Origin of the sequence: Pseudomonas panipatensis (genome assembly GCF_900099785.1) — a bacterium.
In the GTDB taxonomy this organism is placed as follows: domain Bacteria; phylum Pseudomonadota; class Gammaproteobacteria; order Pseudomonadales; family Pseudomonadaceae; genus Pseudomonas; species Pseudomonas panipatensis.
Window position 1 is genome coordinate 89803 of sequence record NZ_FNDS01000002.1, and the last position, 18256, is coordinate 108058.

14 protein-coding genes are annotated in these 18256 nt (G+C 65.9%); 8 read left to right on the forward strand and 6 right to left on the reverse strand.

The features are described 5' to 3' along the window. Positions 1-207: 207 nt before the first annotated feature. The gene (locus tag BLQ74_RS04565) at positions 208-957 is read right to left on the reverse strand and encodes a YkgJ family cysteine cluster protein (RefSeq protein ID WP_090261360.1); all 750 of its coding nucleotides are present in this window, start codon (positions 955-957) and stop codon (positions 208-210) included. 95 nt (positions 958-1052) lie between these two features. Next, the gene (locus BLQ74_RS04570; protein WP_090261361.1) at positions 1053-1997 is read right to left on the reverse strand and encodes a class I SAM-dependent methyltransferase; all 945 of its coding nucleotides are present in this window, start codon (positions 1995-1997) and stop codon (positions 1053-1055) included. 170 nt (positions 1998-2167) lie between these two features. On the opposite strand from BLQ74_RS04570, the gene BLQ74_RS04575 reads away from it, so the two are divergent. Further along, positions 2168-4531 carry a DNA polymerase II gene (locus BLQ74_RS04575; RefSeq protein ID WP_090261362.1) on the forward strand — a complete coding sequence of 788 codons (2364 nt, stop codon included), beginning with the start codon at positions 2168-2170 and terminating at the stop codon, positions 4529-4531. 92 nt (positions 4532-4623) lie between these two features. After that, positions 4624-6627, forward strand: a complete 2004-nt coding sequence (locus tag BLQ74_RS04580; RefSeq protein ID WP_090261363.1) for a peptidase U32 family protein — start codon at positions 4624-4626, stop codon at positions 6625-6627. An 84-nt stretch (positions 6628-6711) separates the two neighbouring features. On the opposite strand, the gene BLQ74_RS04585 is transcribed toward BLQ74_RS04580, so the two are convergent. The 3 genes from BLQ74_RS04585 to pobA form a co-directional block, all read right to left on the reverse strand. Next, complete coding sequence (locus tag BLQ74_RS04585; protein ID WP_090261364.1) at positions 6712-7572, reverse strand: CAP domain-containing protein; 861 nt, start codon at positions 7570-7572, stop codon at positions 6712-6714. A gap of 336 nt (positions 7573-7908) precedes the next feature. Next, positions 7909-8127 carry a twin-arginine translocase TatA/TatE family subunit gene (gene tatA / locus BLQ74_RS04590; RefSeq protein WP_090261365.1) on the reverse strand — a complete coding sequence of 73 codons (219 nt, stop codon included), beginning with the start codon at positions 8125-8127 and terminating at the stop codon, positions 7909-7911. A 59-nt stretch (positions 8128-8186) separates the two neighbouring features. Beyond that, positions 8187-9374, reverse strand: a complete 1188-nt coding sequence (gene pobA, locus BLQ74_RS04595) for a 4-hydroxybenzoate 3-monooxygenase (RefSeq protein ID WP_090261366.1) — start codon at positions 9372-9374, stop codon at positions 8187-8189. A 201-nt stretch (positions 9375-9575) separates the two neighbouring features. Here pobA and BLQ74_RS04600 point away from each other — a divergent pair, with 201 nt between their 5' ends. Both BLQ74_RS04600 and BLQ74_RS04605 read left to right on the forward strand, forming a co-directional pair. Further along, on the forward strand, positions 9576-10463 hold the full coding sequence (locus tag BLQ74_RS04600) for a helix-turn-helix domain-containing protein (RefSeq protein ID WP_090261367.1): 888 nt from the start codon (positions 9576-9578) through the stop codon (positions 10461-10463). Positions 10464-10668: 205 nt separating this feature from the next. Beyond that, the gene (locus BLQ74_RS04605; protein WP_090261368.1) at positions 10669-11601 is read left to right on the forward strand and encodes a SphA family protein; all 933 of its coding nucleotides are present in this window, start codon (positions 10669-10671) and stop codon (positions 11599-11601) included. 78 nt (positions 11602-11679) lie between these two features. On the opposite strand, the gene BLQ74_RS04610 is transcribed toward BLQ74_RS04605, so the two are convergent. Beyond that, complete coding sequence (locus BLQ74_RS04610; RefSeq protein ID WP_090261369.1) at positions 11680-13539, reverse strand: sigma-54-dependent Fis family transcriptional regulator; 1860 nt, start codon at positions 13537-13539, stop codon at positions 11680-11682. A 532-nt stretch (positions 13540-14071) separates the two neighbouring features. Here BLQ74_RS04610 and pchA point away from each other — a divergent pair. Genes pchA through BLQ74_RS04630 form a run of 4 tightly spaced genes read left to right on the forward strand, consistent with a single transcriptional unit; the run spans position 14072 to position 18223 of the window. After that, the gene (gene pchA / locus BLQ74_RS04615; RefSeq protein ID WP_090261370.1) at positions 14072-15547 is read left to right on the forward strand and encodes a 4-hydroxybenzaldehyde dehydrogenase; all 1476 of its coding nucleotides are present in this window, start codon (positions 14072-14074) and stop codon (positions 15545-15547) included. 52 nt (positions 15548-15599) lie between these two features. Next, positions 15600-15935 carry a c-type cytochrome gene (locus BLQ74_RS04620; protein ID WP_090261371.1) on the forward strand — a complete coding sequence of 112 codons (336 nt, stop codon included), beginning with the start codon at positions 15600-15602 and terminating at the stop codon, positions 15933-15935. 10 nt (positions 15936-15945) lie between these two features. Continuing rightward, the gene (locus BLQ74_RS04625; RefSeq protein WP_090261372.1) at positions 15946-16641 is read left to right on the forward strand and encodes a hypothetical protein; all 696 of its coding nucleotides are present in this window, start codon (positions 15946-15948) and stop codon (positions 16639-16641) included. A gap of 13 nt (positions 16642-16654) precedes the next feature. Beyond that, on the forward strand, positions 16655-18223 hold the full coding sequence (locus BLQ74_RS04630) for an FAD-binding oxidoreductase (protein ID WP_090261373.1): 1569 nt from the start codon (positions 16655-16657) through the stop codon (positions 18221-18223). Positions 18224-18256 lie beyond the last annotated feature (33 nt).

The following is an 18256-nucleotide window of genomic DNA, read 5'->3' on the forward strand; positions in this document are numbered from 1 at the left end:
GGATCGCGCGCGGGCCCTGCCCGGCCGCCTACGGTTACGGCAGAAAAGGCTGCCTATATTATCCGCAGCATCAGGGATACGCAGGCTTTATTCCTGTTCGATCTCGGCGTTTTCCAAGGCAGTGCGCAAAATCGCCGGGGCGCGGGGAAGCACCGGCCTGGATCGACATGGCCCGCCGCGCGCTTGCCGGGGCGGGCCGGAGGCGCCTCAGGCGGCGTCGGCGCGCAGGGCGATGAAGGAGCAGTTGTCGGCGAGGATGGCGGCGATCATCGCCCCGGTTTCTTCCAGCTGCCGGGCCAGGGCCGCGTTGGACACATGCAGCGCCCAGTCGGCCTCGGACTGTTCCGGGCTCTGCGCCTGGACTTCGTTCAAGGCGTCGAGGAAGGCCTCGCGCTGCGGCAGGTAGGAGGTGAAGCCGTCGCCCTTGAGCGCGCTGGTGCTGATGCCCAGGCGCTGGCAGATGGCCGCTTTGGCGGCGATCTCTTCACGATCGGCCTGGCGCGAACGCTCGATCAGTTCGGCCAGTTGCGCATCCACCAGTTGGCCGCCGACGATCAGTTCCGGGCCTGTCTCCCAGACCTGCGCGGGACAGTCCTTGTTCTCCGCGCGCAGCGGAATGTGCGGGTTGATCTCCATCGGATAGATGCGGCACACCAGCGGGCGGCGTTGGTAGATGGCGCAGCGCATGTCGCTGCCCAGGTGGCGACAGGCGCCCTGGTTGAAGGCGGCGAAGGTGATGGCCAGGTGCGCGCGGGTCTGTCCGCAGCGCACCGCCAGGGAGCGCCGCAGCACATGCTCGCGCTGGCCCGCCGGCAGGCCCGAGCCATCGGCGAGCACCGCCTCCAGCAGGATGATCAGCGCGCCGCCGTCACTGGCCCAGTCGCGGGCCTCGGCGAGGGTCAGGGGCACATGGTGGTCATGGCAGCACTTGCCGCAACCATTGCAGGAAAAACGCATGGCGGTATCGCTCCGTCAGCCGGTTCGTCGGGCGGCGGAAAACTGTCGTCCGCCGCCATGAGCAGGCTGAGGAGCAGATTGCGTGCCAGCCCGGCTCAGGCGCCGCCGTCGCGGAACACCAGGGCCTTGAGCGCCGCGTCCGGGTCGATGTCGGCGAACTCCGGCGGGTTCTCCAGGCGCTCGACGAAGGTCAGTCGCGGCGCCTCGGCGGCCATGCCCTGGATGAGAAAGTCCGGGCCGATGGACGGATCGTTGACGCAGGCCAGCACGCAGCCGCCCGGCGCCAGCAACTCCGGCAGGCGGCGCAGGATGCGCTGGTAGTCCTTGCCCAGGGCGAAGCTGCCCTTCTGGAACGACGGTGGGTCGATGATCACCAGGTCATAGGGGCCGGACTTCTTCACCCGTCCCCAGGACTTGAACAGTTCATGGCCGAGAAACTCCACGCGGCTCAGGTCGTGGTCGTTCAGCCGGTGATTGTCGCGCCCCCGGCTCAGCGCGGCGCGCGCCATGTCCAGGTTGACCACCCGCGCGGCGCCGCCGGCGATGGCCGCCACCGAGAAGCCGCAGGTGTAGGCGAACAGGTTGAGCACGCGCTGCCCCGCCGCCCGCGCCTGCACCCACTGGCGGCCATAGCGCATGTCGAGGAACAGCCCATTGTTCTGCTTGCGCCCCAGGTCGAGCAGATAGCGCAGGCCGTTCTCGCTGACCACGCGCTCCTCCGGCACCTCGCCGAGCAACGCCTGCATGGCGCTGTCCGGCAGATAGCGGTGCTGCAGCAACAGCGCCTCGGCGCCGCTGGCGCGCCACTCGGGCGTCGCGCCGAGGCCGCGCAGCATGGCGTCGAGCGCAGCCAGTTCGTCCGCCGCCGGTTCGCGGAACAGCGACACCAGCAGCACGCCCTGCAACCAGTCCACCGTCACATGCTCCAGCCCCGGCCAGCGCCGGCCACGGCCATGGAACAGACGGCGCACTTCAGCGGGCGGACTCGCCAGGGCGTTAAGCAGATGCTGCTGCAGGATGCCGAGGGCTGCGGAATTCATGACAGGGACCGGACAGGAAAAGGGCGGCCATTCTCGGTGAGAAAGGCGGAAAAATGAATCCGCCGAGCTCATCCCAGCCCGCGTGTCGCAAAAGCGCGAGGCGGACCGGGCGCGTGTGGCGGCCGCCCGGTAGAATCGCCAGCCGAACGAAATTTCCCAGGGGTTGAGCGGTGGATTCACAGCAGGGCTTCGTCCTCACCCGGCACTGGCGCGACACGCCCGCCGGCACCGAGGTGGACTTCTGGCTGGCCACCGACGCCGGCCCGCGCCGCCTGCGCCTGCCGTTGCAGACCTCGGTGGCCTTCGTTCCCGCCGAACAGCGCGCGCGCGTCGAGCAGCAGTTGCGCGGCGACAGCGGCGTGGAGCTGCGCGAACTCGGCCTGCGCGACTTCCAGCAGCGCCCGGTGCTCGGTCTTTACTGCCGCCAGCACCGCCACTTGCTGGATATCGACAAGCGCCTGCGCAAAGCCGGTCTCGACGTGCTGGAGGCCGACATCCGCCCGCCGGAACGCTACCTGATGGAGCGTTTCATCACCGCGCCGGTGAGTTTCAGCGGCACGCCGGGAGCCGACGGCATCCTGCACGACGCCCAGCTCAAGCCGGCGCCGAGCTATCGGCCGCGCCTGCGCCTGGTCTCCCTGGACATCGAAACCACCCTGCACGGCGAGCTTTACTCCATCGCCCTGGAGGGCTGCGGCCAGCGCCAGGTGTACATGCTCGGTCCGGCCAACGGCGACGCCAGCGGCATCGACTTCGCCCTCGACTACTGCGCCAGCCGCGCCGAGCTGCTGGAACGGCTCAACCAGTGGCTGGCCCGCCACGACCCGGACGCCATCATCGGCTGGAACCTGGTGCAGTTCGACCTGCGCGTGCTGCGCGAGCACGCCGAGCGGCTCCAGGTGCCGCTGCGCCTGGGCCGCGACGGCGACGCCATGGGCTGGCGCGAGCACGCCAGCCGCAATGCGCACTACTTCGCCGACGCCGCCGGGCGGCTGATCATCGACGGCATCGAGGCGCTGCGCTCGGCGACCTGGAGCTTCCCCTCGTTCAGCCTGGAATACGTCGCCCAGAGCCTGCTCGGCGAAGGCAAGGCGATCGACAACCCGTACCAGCGCATGGCCGAGATCGACCGCCTGTTCGCCGAGGACAAACCGGCCCTGGCGCGCTACAACCTCAAGGACTGCGAGCTGGTCACGCGGATCTTCGAGAAGACCCAACTGCTGCACTTTCTGCTCGAACGCGCCAGCGTCACCGGACTGCCCGCCGACCGCAGCGGCGGCTCGGTGGCAGCCTTCACCCACCTCTACCTGCCACCGATGCACCGCCTCGGTTTCGTCGCCCCCAACCTCGGCGAGAAAGCGCCGGAAGCCAGCCCCGGCGGCTTCGTCATGGACTCGCGTCCGGGCCTCTACGAATCGGTGCTGGTGCTCGACTACAAGAGCCTGTATCCGTCGATCATCCGCAGCTTCCTGATCGACCCGGTGGGGCTGATCGAGGGCCTGCGCCAAGCCGACGACGCGCACGCGGTGGAAGGCTTCCGCGGCGCCCGCTTCTCGCGCAGCCAACATTGCCTGCCGGCCATCGTCGAGCGCGTCTGGCAGGGCCGCGAGGCGGCCAAGCGCGACGGCAACCAACCGCTGTCGCAGGCGCTGAAGATCATCATGAACGCCTTCTACGGCGTGCTCGGTTCCAGCGGCTGCCGCTTCTTCGACCCGCGCCTGGCATCCTCGATCACCCTGCGCGGGCAGCAGATCATGCGCCGCACCCGCGAGCTGATCGAGGCCGAGGGCCAGCAGGTGATCTACGGCGACACCGACTCCACCTTCGTCTGGCTCGGCCAGGCGCACAGCGAGGAGGCCGCCGAGCGCATCGGCCGCGCCCTGGTGCAGCGGGTCAATGCCTGGTGGCGCGCGCACCTGCGCGAGGAATACGGCCTGGAAAGCGCCCTCGAACTGCAATACGAAACCCATTACCGGCGCTTCCTCATGCCCACCGTGCGCGGCGCCGAGGAAGGCAGCAAGAAGCGCTACGCCGGCCTGGTGCGGCGCGCCGACGGCAGCGAGGAGATGGTCTTCAAGGGCCTGGAAACCGTGCGCACCGACTGGTCGCCGCTGGCCCAGCGCTTCCAGCAGGAGCTCTACCAGCGCATCTTCAAGCGCCAGCCCTACCAGGACTATGTGCGCGACTACGTGCGCCAGACCCTGGCCGGCGAACTCGACGAACTGCTGATCTACCGCAAGCGCCTGCGCCGGCGCCTCGCCGACTACCAGCGCAACGTCCCGCCGCACGTGCGCGCCGCCCGCGCCGCCGACGAATACAACGCGCGCCTGGGCCGGCCCCGGCAGTACCAGCACGGCGGCTGGATCAGCTACCTGATCACCGTCGCCGGCCCCGAGCCCCTGGAAACCCGCCACTCGGCCATCGACTACGAGCATTACCTGACGCGCCAGTTGCAGCCCGTGGCCGACGCCATCCTGCCCTTCGTCGGCGACGACTTCGCGCGACTGATCGACCGCCAGCTCGCGCTGTTCTAGCGCGGCGGGCCGTCCGGCGCGCCACGGATGCCGGCGCGGCGCCGGGCCGCTACAATGCGCGCCCTGCCCCATGCGTGCCGGATGCCATTGCCATGTCCCTACCCAAACACCACCTGGAACTCCTCAGCCCCGCCCGCGATGTGCACATCGCCCGCGAGGCCATCCTGCATGGGGCCGATGCCGTGTACATCGGCGGCCCGAGCTTCGGCGCGCGGCACAACGCCTGCAACGAGGTGGCCGACATCGCCGCGCTGGTGGAATTCGCCCACCGCTTCCATGCGCGGGTCTTCGTCACCATCAACACCATCCTCCACGACGACGAGCTGGAGCCGGCGCGCGCGCTGATCCACCAGCTCTACGACGCCGGCGTCGACGCGCTGATCGTGCAGGACATGGGCGTGCTCGAACTGGACATCCCGCCGATCGAGCTGCACGCCAGCACCCAGACCGACATCCGCACCCTGGAGCGGGCCAAGTTCCTCGACAAGGCCGGCTTCTCGCAACTGGTGCTGGCCCGCGAGCTGAACCTGCAACAGATCCGCGCCATCGCCGACGAAACCGACGCGGCCATCGAATTCTTCATCCACGGCGCGCTCTGCGTGGCCTTCTCCGGGCAGTGCAACATCTCCCACGCGCAGACCGGGCGCAGCGCCAACCGTGGCGACTGCTCGCAGGCCTGCCGCCTGCCCTACACCCTGAAGGACGACCAGGGCCGCGTGGTGGCCTTCGAGAAGCACCTGCTGTCGATGAAGGACAACAACCAGAGCGCCAACCTGAGCGCCCTGGTCGATGCCGGCGTGCGCTCGTTCAAGATCGAAGGGCGTTACAAGGACATGGGCTACGTGAAGAACATCACCGCCTATTACCGCCAGCGCCTCGACGGCATCCTCGAAGGACGCCCGGAGCTGGCCCGCGCCTCCAGCGGCCGCACCGAGCACTTCTTCCTGCCCGACCCGGACAAGACCTTCCACCGTGGCAGCACCGACTACTTCGTCAACGAGCGCAAGGTCGACATCGGCGCCTTCGACTCGCCAACCTTCACCGGCCTGCCGGTGGGCGAAGTGCTCAAGGTCGGCAAGCGCGACCTGATCGCCGTGACCCAGGAGCCGCTGTCCAACGGCGACGGCCTCAACGTGCTGGTCAAGCGCGAGGTGGTCGGCTTCCGCGCCAACATCGCCGAGCTGCTGGAGCAATTCGAGGAAGACGGCGCGCCGCGCTGGCGCTACCGCGTCGAGCCGAACGAGATGCCGGAGGGGCTGTACCGCCTGCGCCCGAACCATCCGCTGAGCCGCAACCTCGACCACAACTGGCAGCAGGCCCTGCAGAAGACCTCCGCCGAGCGCCGCGTCGGCCTGCGCTGGCAGGCCAGCCTGGGCGAGCAGCAACTGCGCCTGGCCGCCACCAGCGAGGAAGGCGTGCGCGTGGAAGTCGCCCTCGACGGCCCCTTCGGCGTGGCGAACAAGCCGGAGCAGGCGCTGGAACAACTGCGCGACCTGCTCGGCCAGCTGGGCACCACCCAGTACCACGCGGAAAGCGTCGAACTGGACGCGCCGCAGGCCTACTTCATTCCCAATTCACAGCTCAAGACCCTGCGCCGCGAAGCCATCGAAGCGCTCACCGCCGCGCGCGTCGCCGCCCATCCGCGTGGCGCGCGCAAGGCCGTCAGCGTGCCGCCGCCGGTGTACCCGGAGTCGCACCTGTCGTTCCTCTACAACGTCTACAACCAGAAGGCCCGCGACTTCTACCACCGCTACGGCGTGCAGTTGATCGACGCCGCCTACGAGGCCCACGAGGAAGCCGGCGAAGTGCCGGTGATGATCACCAAGCACTGCCTGCGCTTCTCCTTCAACCTGTGCCCGAAACAGGCCAAGGGCGTCACCGGCGTGCGCACCAAGGTCGCGCCCATGCAACTGGTGCACGGCGACGAAGTGCTGACCCTGAAGTTCGATTGCAAGCCATGCGAAATGCATGTGATCGGCAAGATGAAGGGGCACATCCTCGACCTGCCGCAGCCGGGCAGCGCGGCGACCCAGGTGGTCGGCCAGATCACCCCGGAAGACCTGCTCAAGACCATCCGCAACCGCCCGGCGCACTGATCGCCCGTCGACCGCGACGCGCACGGCGCGTCCCGGTCTCCGCGAGGGGCCGCGTCATCCGGCATGACGCGGCCCCTCGTGCGTTCAACGGCCGCCGAAATCCATCGTCCAGTACACCCCGTGGTCGCTGCGCGAATCCGTCGCGTAGCCGGCGCCGACCTGGGTGAACAGCGGGTTCATCAGGTTCGCGCAGTGCCCCGGACTGGCCAGCCAGCCGGCCATCGCCTGGGCCGCCGAGCCCTGCCCGGCGGCGATGTTCTCGCCAACCTGGCGGCCACGGAAACCCGCGGCCCGCGCGCGGTCGTCGGGCATGCGCCCGTCGGGGTCCTGGTGGGAGAAGTAGTTTTCCTCGGCCATGTCCCGGCTATGCCGCTGCGCCGCCGTGCCCAGCGCGGCGTTCCAGGTCAGCGGTCGCGCCGCGCCGAAGCGCTGGCGGCCACACAGGCGCGGCCTGGCGCGCGCCGCGTTGACCTGCGCCAGCAGCGTCTTGTCCGTCGCCCGCGAGTCGTTCAGACGGCTATCCAGCAGCGGCTTCGCCAGCACCACGCGCCACTCCCGCCCGGCGCGGCTGATGCCGATATCGGCGTACTGCGCATCGAGCAAGGCGCCGCAGTAACGCTCTTCCAGCAGGTCGAACGCCGCGTCGGCATCCTCCGCCCCGGCCAGGCGAATGCTGCGCACGGCCACAGCCTGATAGCCGTTGTCCCTCACCGCCTCGCGCAAGGCGCCGCCCTCGCCGACCGGCAAGGCCAGGCTCGACTTCAGCTGCAACGGCGCCAGCACCGGCGCCCGGCGCCCCTCGCAACGCGCGGGGTGGGCGCGGTAATCGTTGATCGCCGCCGCCAGTTGCCGTTCGCCGCTGGCCTGGGCGGGGCTGGTAAGCAGGGGCTGCAGAGGAATCAGGCAAAGCGGGAGGAGGCGAGCAAAACGGACGGATCGGCGCATGAACGGCAGCGGCTCTGAATGGGACGGACGGAGGAGCGCAACGCCGATTTTTCGGTAGGAAGGCTCCGAACTGGCGATGAGACTGTGGGAGCCAGGAAGAGGTTCACGGGCTCGCTGCGTGAACTTGAAGGCCGTCGCATTCGGCGACGTTGCGCCTCCGTGGGTGCGCCAGGCGCGCAGAAAATCACGCATCGCCGGCGGCAGGGAGCGCGCTGGCGAGGCGCATGGCCGGCGTTAGCCGCCGCCGGCCGTGGCGGCGGATAACGCCTTCCCATTCATACGCCCTCGGCGCCTCGTCGCGGGATGGCGGCGGGAGCCGGGCCGGGCGTCATTCGCTCAACGCTTGGCGGTGTCTTTGCCGCTGACCTCGGCAGCACTGTCCAGGCGCGCCGACGCCTCCGCCGGCGCGGCTTGCTCCTCACTGCGCACGGCACGGCGAAAACCGGTGATGGCTTCGCCCAGATCGGCGCCCAGGCTCTTCAGGCGCTTGCTGCCGAACAGCACCAGCGCGACGAGCAGGATGACCAGCCAGTGCTTCCAGTCGAACAGACCCATGATGACCTCCTCGGAACTTCAAGTACGCCCGCGCGCTGCACGGGCGTTGGGACGGTCGCTCAGCGGACCTCTTCGTAGGGCAGGCCCACGTAGTTCTCGGCGATGTTGACCAGGCCGGCATGGGAGTTGAGGAAGTACTCGCGATCGGCTTCCTGCATCTTCCGGTCCCACGCGTCCTTATGGCCGTCGAAGTCGTGCAGCAGGTTGGTCATGAACCAACTGAAGCGCTCGCCTTTCCAGACCCGGCGCAGGGCCAGCTCGGAGTATTTCTCCAAGAGATCGGTGCGGCCTTCCTTAAAGACCTTGAGCAGAATGCGATACAGGTAGCAGACATCGGAGGCGGCCAGGTTCAAGCCCTTGGCGCCGGTCGGCGGCACGATATGGGCGGCATCGCCGACCAGGAACAGATGGCCGTACTGCATGGGCTCGACCACGAAGCTGCGCAGCGGGGCGATGCTCTTTTCCAGCGAGGGGCCGGTGAGCAGCTTGTCAGCGACTTCCTGCGGCAGGCGGGCCTTGAGTTCGTTCCAGAAACGTTCGTCGGACCATTCCTCGACCTTGTCGGTGAGCGGCACCTGCAGGTAGTAGCGGCTGCGGGTGAGCGAACGCTGGCTGCAGAGGACGAAGCCGCGCTCATGCTGGGCGTAGATCAACTCCTCGTTGACCGGCGGCGTATCGGACAGCAGGCCCAACCAGCCGAACGGGTAGACCCGCTCGTACTCGGTCAGCACGCCCGCCGGGATGCTCTTGCGCGATACGCCATGGAAGCCGTCGCAGCCGGCGATGTAGTCGCAGTCGATGCGATGGGTCTGTCCATCTTTCTCATAGGTGACGTAGGGCTTCTCGCCCTTGAGTTCGTGCAGCTGCACGTTCTCCGCGGAGTAGATGATCGGTGCGCCCGACGCGGCGCGGGCCTCCATCAGGTCACGGGTGACTTCGGTCTGGCCATAGACCATCACGGTCTTGCCGCCGGTCAGCTCCTTCAGGTGCACCGGTACACGCTTGCCGTCGAAGACCAGTTCGACGCCTTCGTGAACCAGACCTTCGGCGTCCATGCGCGCCGAAACACCGGCCTCACGGAGCATATCCACAGTCCCTTGTTCAAGGACGCCGGCACGGATGCGACCCAGCACGTAATCGCCGGTCTGACGCTCCAGGATGATGTTTTCAATCCCTGCCTTGTGCAGCAGTTGACCAAGGAGAAGGCCGGAAGGACCGGCGCCGATGATGGCAACCTGAGTTTTCATTGTTTTAATCTCGCATGAATATTCCAGTCTTTCCGATGCCGGGGCTGGAATCTGTGGATACGACTTGCTCCTGCATTTTTGCTTATAGAAATTGGAAAAGAAGGTTATAAATCAATAGATACTGGTACTTTTAGAAACACCGTTCGATCAACGAACACTCTACAGAGCCCGTTAACCCACCTGCCCGGCCGTGTCCATACGATGAAAGCCCAGACCCTCGGCATTCCTATTTTCAAGCTGTATGGCGAAAACCAGGCGTGGCCCAGTACCGACCTCATGCACTGTGAGTCGATTCACCAGCGCAGCAGTCTGTACCAATGGGAAATCAAGCCGCACCGGCACGCGGACCTGCTGCAACTGCTCTATGTGCGCCGAGGCGAAGCCGTGGTCGAGATCGAGGGACAGCGCATCGACATCCGCGAACCCTCGATCCAGGTCACTCCGCCGCTGTGCGTGCATGGCTTCCAGTTCGGCGCCAACATCGAGGGTTACGTGCTGACCTTGGCTGCGCCGCTGGTCGCGCAGATGGAGGCACAACTGGATTCGCCCCTGGCGCTTCTGGCCACGGCCGGCAGCTATTCCGTCGGCGCCGAAGGGGATTTCATCGACACCCTGTTCAGCACCCTGCACCGCGAGTACGAAAGCAGCGCCCCCTCGCGGGACCTGATGCTGCGCTCGCTGGTCAACGTCCTGGTGGTATGGATCAGCCGCAACCAGCAGTCGCAGCAGCCGAACAACCGCGACGACCGCAACAATCAATACCTCGCCCAGTACATCCGCCTGGTGGAGCAGCACTACACCGAGCACCCCAGCGTCGAAGACCTGGCCCATCGCGTCGGTATTTCGAGCGTGCACCTGAATGCGCTCTGCCGGCAGTTCGTCGGACATACGGCGCTGCAGATCATTCACCAGCGCCTGCTGCTGGAAGCCAAACGCAACCTGACCTATACGAACATGAGCATCAGCCAGCTTTCCGAGCACCTGGGCTTCAATGATCCGGCGTATTTCTCAAGGTTCTTCCGCCGCTTGACTGGCCTGTCGCCCAACGACTTCCGGCGCACCGATGGGCATCCGCATGCTTTGCCATGAACGCGGCGCGCTCCGCTCAGGTCGCGAATTTTCTTAAGAGTTTCCTTGTCCGGGCGCTTAAAAATCGCCAGGCCGGATTTTTACTTACTTGTAACTATCTGATTTAAAAGGAATTTATCGAAAGCAGAAGATGGCACACAAGTTGAATTGCAGGCTCCCCCGGCTCTGCCGCCGGGAAATCCAATAACAACAAGGCTGGCCTTCTATGCATAAAAATCCTCTTCTCGCCTCCGTCTTTGCCCTCGGTAGCGGTCTGCTGCTTGCCTGCAGTGCCTCCCAGGCCCTTGCCACCGAAGGCGGCCTGTCCTCCTGGCCGATGGGTATCGAAATCTACGGCATGGGCATTCTGCCGCCGCCGGGGACCTATGGGCAGATCTTCACCGGTAACTACGAAGCGAAATCCGTGCGTGACAACGCAGGGAACAAAGCGGCCGACATCGACCTGCGCGTCACCACCGTCGTGCCTCGTTTCGTCTGGGTGACCGAGCAGAAGGTGCTTGGCGGCGACCTCGGCTTTCACGCCCTGCTGCCACTCAACGATATGCGCCTGAACATCAAGAACGGTCCGCATGACAGCAAGCGCGGCATCGGCGATGCGCATTTGGGCCCGGTCGTCGGCTTCCACCTCAGTGACAAGCTGCACATGGCCACGGGCGTCGACTTCGTCCTGCCCACGGGCGCCTACGACAAGAACGACATCATCAACCTGGGCAACAACTACTACACCGTGGAAGCGGTGTATGCCATGACCTATGCGAACCCCCACGGCCTTAACGCCGATGTGCGTCTGATGTACGACTACAACTTTGAAAACAAGGACACCCACTATCAGTCCGGCCAGGAGCTGCATGCCGACTACACCCTCGGCTGGGGTGTCGGCAACAGCTGGGTGGTCGGTGTCGGCGGGCACGCCTACCAGCAGGTCACCGACGACAAGTGCAGCGCCTCCAATTGCGCCGCCGCCGCCCTGGTCGAGGAAACCAACGGCTACCGCGGCCGCTCCTTCTCCATCGGCCCGGCGGTGCAGTTCAGCAGCAAGGACGGCTGGTCCCTGAGCGCCAAGTGGCAGCAGGAAAGCGGCGTGCGCAACCGCGCCGAAGGCCAGACCGTCTGGCTGAAGTTCACCACGCCGCTTTGAGCCGCTCCCGGCATCAATGAAAACGCCCCGCGGCCTGAGGCTCGCGGGGCGTTTTCATTCACCAGGAGAGCGACGCCGTCAGCGCCCCTTCAGCCGATAGCTGATTTGCGCCCGGCTCATGCCGAGCATCTGCGCTGCCGCCGTGATGTTGCCGCCGGAGCGTTTCAGCGCCATGCGCACCAACAACCGCTCGATCTCCTCCAGCGAAGTGCCCAGCGTCGGGTCCTGTCCGGCGATGAAGGCCTGCAGACAGGCCAGCTCGCGCTCGCCGGCGCCGCCGCCCCAGGCGCTGGCCGAGAGTTCAGGCACCGACGGCGAAGCGTCGGCTCGCTCGCCGAGCGGATGGGTCAGCGACAGGCGCCCCTCGGCGGTCAAGCCGACCGGCGCAGTGAACAGCGACGAATTGCCTTCGGCGAGATGGATGACATCCATTGCCTCGCCATCGCCGGCGACAATCACCCCGCGTTCGATCAGGTTCTGCAGCTCGCGGATGTTGCCGGGAAAGCGGTAGGTCAGCAGGGCATTGAGCAGGCGCGGAGTGAAGCCGGCCAGCTGCCGGCCATGACGGATGCTGAACTTGCGCAGGAAGTAGCTCATCAGCAGCGGAATGTCTTCGCGGCGCTCGCGCAGCGGCGGCAGATTGATGGGGAAAACATTCAGCCGGTAGAACAGGTCTTCGCGGAAGCGCCCGGCCTCCACTTCGCGGCGCAGATCGACATTGGTCGCGGCAATCACCCGCACGTCCACGTTGATCGGCGTGATGCCGCCGACCCGCTCGATTTCCCCCTCCTGCAGCACGCGCAGTATCTTGCTTTGCGCGCTGAGGCTGAGCGTGCCTATCTCATCGAGGAACAGGGTGCCGCCGTTGGCGCGCTCGAAGCGCCCGGGGCGCGAACGGTCGGCGCCGGTGAAGGCGCCGCGCTCGACGCCGAACAGCTCGGACTCCACCAGGTTTTCCGGCAGGGTAGCGCAGTTCAGCGAAATCAGTGGGTTGCCATGCCGCAGGCTCGCCTGGTGCAGGGTGCGGGCAAAAAGCTCCTTGCCGACGCCGGACTCGCCCATGAGCAACACGGTGGCCTGGGTCGGCGCCACGCGCTGCAGCCGCTGGGTGGCGGCCACGAACGAGGCGGAGATCCCGACCACGCTATTGTCACCGTCGACCTCGGCCAGCTCGGCCACCGCCGTCTCGCCAGCCGAGGTGGAGGCGTAGACGCTGCGCCCGAGAAACTCGCCGGCATCCAGGTAGGCCAAGTCCACGTCGATGTCATCCCACTGCTCGGCGGGCTTGCCGATGATGCGGCAGGCCTGGTGCCCGGTAGCCCGGCATTCCAGCTCGCGAAACACCACCAGGCGGCCGAGCAGCGACGAGGCATATCCGCTGGCATAGCCGATTTCCATCCAGCAGGCCGGTTCGTTACCCAGGCCATAGGCGGCGATGTGCTCGTCATCCTCCAGCGAGTGGTGCCACAGGAACTCGGAATAGAAGTGCCCCACGCTGGAGTCGATCTCCATCTGGATCACCTCCACGTTGACCATGCCTTCGAGCATATGCATCCGCGGGCCGGCGCTGTAGAGGCTGGCATGGTCGCCCTCGGGCCACTGCGCGCGGACCTGGGCAGCGTCGCGGGCGCCGGCCTGCCAGCCGATGCGGGTCAGCAGGCCACGCGCCTTGTCCAGCCCCAGGGCGTCGATCAGCTCACGGCGAATGGCGCCGAACGCCGTTCCCTGCATCAGCATCATGCGCTGGCCGCACAGCCAGATGGAGCCGGCATCCGGGGTGAACGCCACGGTTTCCGCCAACTGCTCTGCGGTCGGCATGCCACCGGCACCCAGCTCACTGGAGCGGTCGACGATCAGGCGCATCTGCCGGCCCAGCAGCTGTTTGATGAAATCCTTGTTCGCAGGCTGGCCGGTATTACTCGGAGATTGACGAGTCATGGCAACAGAAAGAAATCATGGATGGCCCTGCAGTATGCGGACAGCCTTTGGCGGGTCAATCGACACAGCCCGCCACTCATCCCCATTGCGCCATTGACTGCCCGATAACCGCACAGACTTTCGCTCCCGGCAGCCGGAGAGCTTTTTTCAGTCGCGCGGATTTCTCTGCACAAAAATCCGCAGCGCCATCCGAGGCGAATCACCTGCGACACCTTGTCGCCGCCTAAATCATTTTCAAGCCATTGTTTCCAAAAGAAATTTCATAAAAAAACAGAATGGCATGATTGTTGTTATGTGCATGTCACCCGCTCATTTCGAAGGTGACCACAATATGACAATGACTCCTTCACCCCTTGACATCCGCCGCATTTATCTATCGCGGCTACTCTTCTGCTAATCAAAGCGCTCCCCCTTTCGGGTCCAGGCCTGCCACGTCAGTGCTGAGCCGACACGCTGCGCGATCGCCATGAACCTGGAATCCAAGGCCTGCGGCCCTGCCGTGGTCAGACAACATCGATAAGAGAGAAGCACGATGAACATTACCCGCCCTGCCTATCAGGATTTGCACTTGCTGCCGCTCGCCGGCCAATGGCGTGCCGGCAATGCCGGCCGTCAGTTGGAGGTCACCGACCCCTTCACGCACAAGAGCCTGCTGAGCATCAGCCAGGCCAATCGGGAGGATCTCGACGAGGCCTACCGCAAGGCCCGCGAAACCCAGGCCGAGTGGGCCGCCAAAGCGCCGGCCGAACGCGCCCAGGTGATGCTCAATGTGGTGAAAATCTTTGACGAGCGCCGCGAAGAGATCATCGACTGGCTCATCCGCGAGTCCGGCAGCACCCGCATCAAGGCACAGGTGGAATGGGGCGCGGCGCGCGCCATCACGCTGGAATCGGCGAGCCTGCCGAACCGCGTGCACGGGCGCATCCTCGGCTCCAACATTCCGGGCAAGGAAAGCCGTGTGTACCGCGCGCCGCTCGGTGTGATCGGCGTGATCAGCCCGTGGAACTTCCCGCTGCACCTGACCGCGCGCTCGCTGGCGCCGGCCTTGGCCTTGGGCAACGCCGTGGTGGTCAAGCCGGCCAGCGACACCCCGGTGACCGGTGGTCTGCTGCTGGCGAGGATCTTCGAGGAAGCCGGCCTGCCTGCCGGCGTGCTCAGCGTGGTGGTCGGCTCCGGTAGCGAGATCGGCGACGCCTTCGTCGAGCACCCGGTTCCGGCCTTCATCTCCTTTACCGGGTCGACCGAGGTTGGCCGCAACATCGGACGTATCGCCAGTGGCGGCAAGCACCTCAAGCACGTCGCCCTGGAGCTGGGCGGCAACAGCCCGTTCGTGGTCCTCGCCGATGCCGATCTCGAGCAGGCGGTCAGCGCCGCGGTGGTTGGCAAGTTCCTCCACCAGGGCCAAATCTGCATGGCCATCAACCGCATCATCGTCGAGCAGCCGGTGCTGGAAGAATTCACCCGGCGCTTCGTCGAGCGCGTCAAGGCGCTGCCTTACGGTGACCCGAGCAAGGCGGAGACCGTGGTCGGCCCGGTGATCAATGCCAAGCAACTGGCCGGCCTGCGCGACAAGATCGCCACGGCCAAGGCTGAGGGCGCCACGCTGCTGGTCGGCGCCGAGCCGCAGGGCAACGTCATGCCGCCGCATGTGTTCGGCGACGTCACCGCGGACATGGAAATCGCCCGCGAAGAAATCTTCGGCCCGCTGGTCGGCATCCAGTCCGCACGCGATGCCGAGCATGCCCTGGCGCTGGCCAACAGCAGCGAGTACGGCCTGTCCAGCGCCGTGTTCACCGCCAACCTGGAGCGCGGCGTGCAATTCGCCCAGCGCATCCATGCCGGCATGACTCACGTCAACGACATCCCGGTCAACGACGAGCCCAACGCGCCGTTCGGTGGCGAGAAGAACTCCGGTCTCGGTCGTTTCAACGGCGATTGGGCAATCGATGAGTTCACTACCGACCACTGGATCACCCTGCAACACGCGCCTCGGCCGTACCCGTTCTGATACGGCCGCTGGCGCTTCCATGAACCATCCCAATAACAATATGGAGTACGAAATGTCCTCATTGCTCGACAACTCGGCTGTGAAACGGACCTTCGCTGCTTGCCTTGCCCTGCCGCTCGTGGTGCTAGCTGGTACTGCCTTCGCTGACGGCGACGGCGTCTGGAAAGGCGGCGAGAACGTTTACGAAAAGGTCTGCGGCCGCTGCCATGAACACAACATCGGGCCGGTGCTCAAGGGACGCCAACTGCCGGCGCCCTACATCACCGCGGTGGCGCGCAACGGCCTGCGCGCCATGCCGGCGTGGCCAGCCTCCTTCATTGACGACAAGTCCCTGCAGCAGGTCGCCGACTACATTTCCAAAGCGCCGGCACCTGCGGCCAAACCCTGAGGAGCTCAGCATGAACGTCGAACGTCGTTCCCTGCTCAAAGGGATGGCCCTGGGCAGCCTGGCGGGCGTGGCGAGCATGGCCCTGGGCGGCTCCGGCCTGGCCCTGGCCAACGCCGCGACGGGCCGCGCCGCAACGCGCCCCACGCTGGTCCTGGTCAGTGCCGAGGTGGCCAAGTCCGCCTTCCTCCAGGGCGTCAACGCCAACCCGGCCGCCCAGCAGTTCAAGGTGCAGCGCAGCGACCTCAGCCTGGACTTCGTCCTGAGCCTGCAGCAGCGCCTGCGCAGCGGTCAGCCACAACGCATCATCGGCCTGGTGGACGACGCCAGCGCCGCCCTGATCGTTGACGTGGCGCGCAGCAGCGGCGCCCGCGTGCAATGGCTCGGCCAGCACAGCGCCAGCCTCAACCGCTCGCAGCACCGCCTCCTCAGCGCGGACGCCGCCAATGGCTGCGCCCTGCAGCTCGGCCTGCACCTGAATGCCTGTGGCAGCGGGTTCAGCCTCAGCGAACAGCGCCTGCTCGGCCCGCAGAAACCCCTGCAGCTGGGCGCCGCCGCACGCAGCGCCGCCGCCTCAGAGCAGTGGGCCGCCACCCTGGGATACAACCTGGCCTCGCTGGGCGATGCCAACCCGGGACAAGCACCGCTTATCGCTAGCCGCTCGGCGCCGCTGACTGGCAATTTCGTTTCGTTCTCGATCGAGGCTTGAAGGAGCTAATCAAATGACCGAGCAAACCAACAAGACACTGCTCCCGCGCGGCGTGGACGCCGCCAACTTCGAGCAAGCGCTGGCCAAGTTCCGCAAGCTGCTGGGCGAAGAGAACGTCCTGGTCAAGGACGAGCAACTGATCCCCTACAACAAGATCATGATGCCCGTGGATAACGCCGAACACGCGCCGTCCGCCGCCGTCACCGCCACCTCCGTCGAGCAGGTGCAGGGCGTGGTGAAAATCTGCAACGAGCACAAGATCCCGATCTGGACCATCTCCACCGGCCGCAACTTCGGTTATGGCTCGGCGGCGCCGGCACAGCGTGGCCAGGTCATCCTCGACCTGAAGAAGATGAACAAGATCATCCACGTCGACCCGGACCTGTGCACCGCGCTGGTCGAGCCCGGCGTGACCTATGGCCAGCTCTACGACTACCTGCAGGAAAACAACCTCCCGCTGATGCTGTCCTTCTCCGCGCCCTCGGCGATCGCCGGCCCGGTGGGCAACACCATGGACCGCGGCGTGGGCTACACCCCCTATGGCGAGCACTTCCTCATGCAATGCGGCATGGAAGTGGTGCTGGCCGACGGCGACATCTACCGCACCGGCATGGGCGGGGTTAAGGGCGACAAGGCCTGGCAAGTATTCAAGTGGGGTTACGGCCCGACCCTGGACGGGATGTTCACCCAGGCCAACTACGGCATCTGCACCAAGATGGGCTTCTGGCTGATGCCCAAGCCGCCGGTCTTCAAGCCGTTCAGCATCGTCTATGACAACGAGGCCGACATCGCCGACATCGTCGAGATGATTCGCCCCCTGCGCATCGCCCAGATCATCCCCAACGCCGTGGTGATCGCCAACGCCCTGTGGGAAGCCGGCGGCATCAGCGTGCGCCGCTCCGATTACATCAGCGAGAAAGGCGCCACGCCTGACGCGGTGATCGAGAAGATCATCAAGGACAAGGGCCTGGGCCAGTGGAACGTCTACGCGGCGTTGTACGGCACCGCGGAGCAGGTCGAAGTGAACTGGAAGATCGTCACCGAGACCGTGAAGAAGTCCGGCAAGGGCCGGATCGTCACCCAGGAGCAGGCCGGCGATACCCAGCCCTTCAAGTACCGCGCCGAGCTGATGAGCGGTGTGCCGAACCTGCAGGAATTCGGCCTGTACAACTGGCGCGGCGGCGGTGGCTCGATGTGGTTCGCCCCGGTCAGCCAGGCGCGTGGCAGCGAATGCGACAAGCAGAAAGTGCTGGCCAAGAAGATCCTCAACAAGCACGGCCTGGACTACACCGGCGAGTTCATCGTCGGCTGGCGCGACATGCACCACGTGATCGACGTGCTCTACGATCGCACCGATCCGGAGGAAACCAAGCGCGCCCACGACTGCTTCGCCGAACTGCTGGATGAGTTCGAGAAGGAAGGCTACGCGGTGTACCGCGTGAATACCGCCTTCCAGGAGCGCGTGGCGCAGATCTATGGCCCGGTCAAGCGCAAGGTGGAGCACGCCATCAAGCGTGCCCTGGACCCGAACAACATCCTGTCTCCGGGCAAGTCGGGCATCGACCTCGCCAACAAGTTCTAGAAAACCGGTGCCCCGCCAGACGCGTTCTGGCGG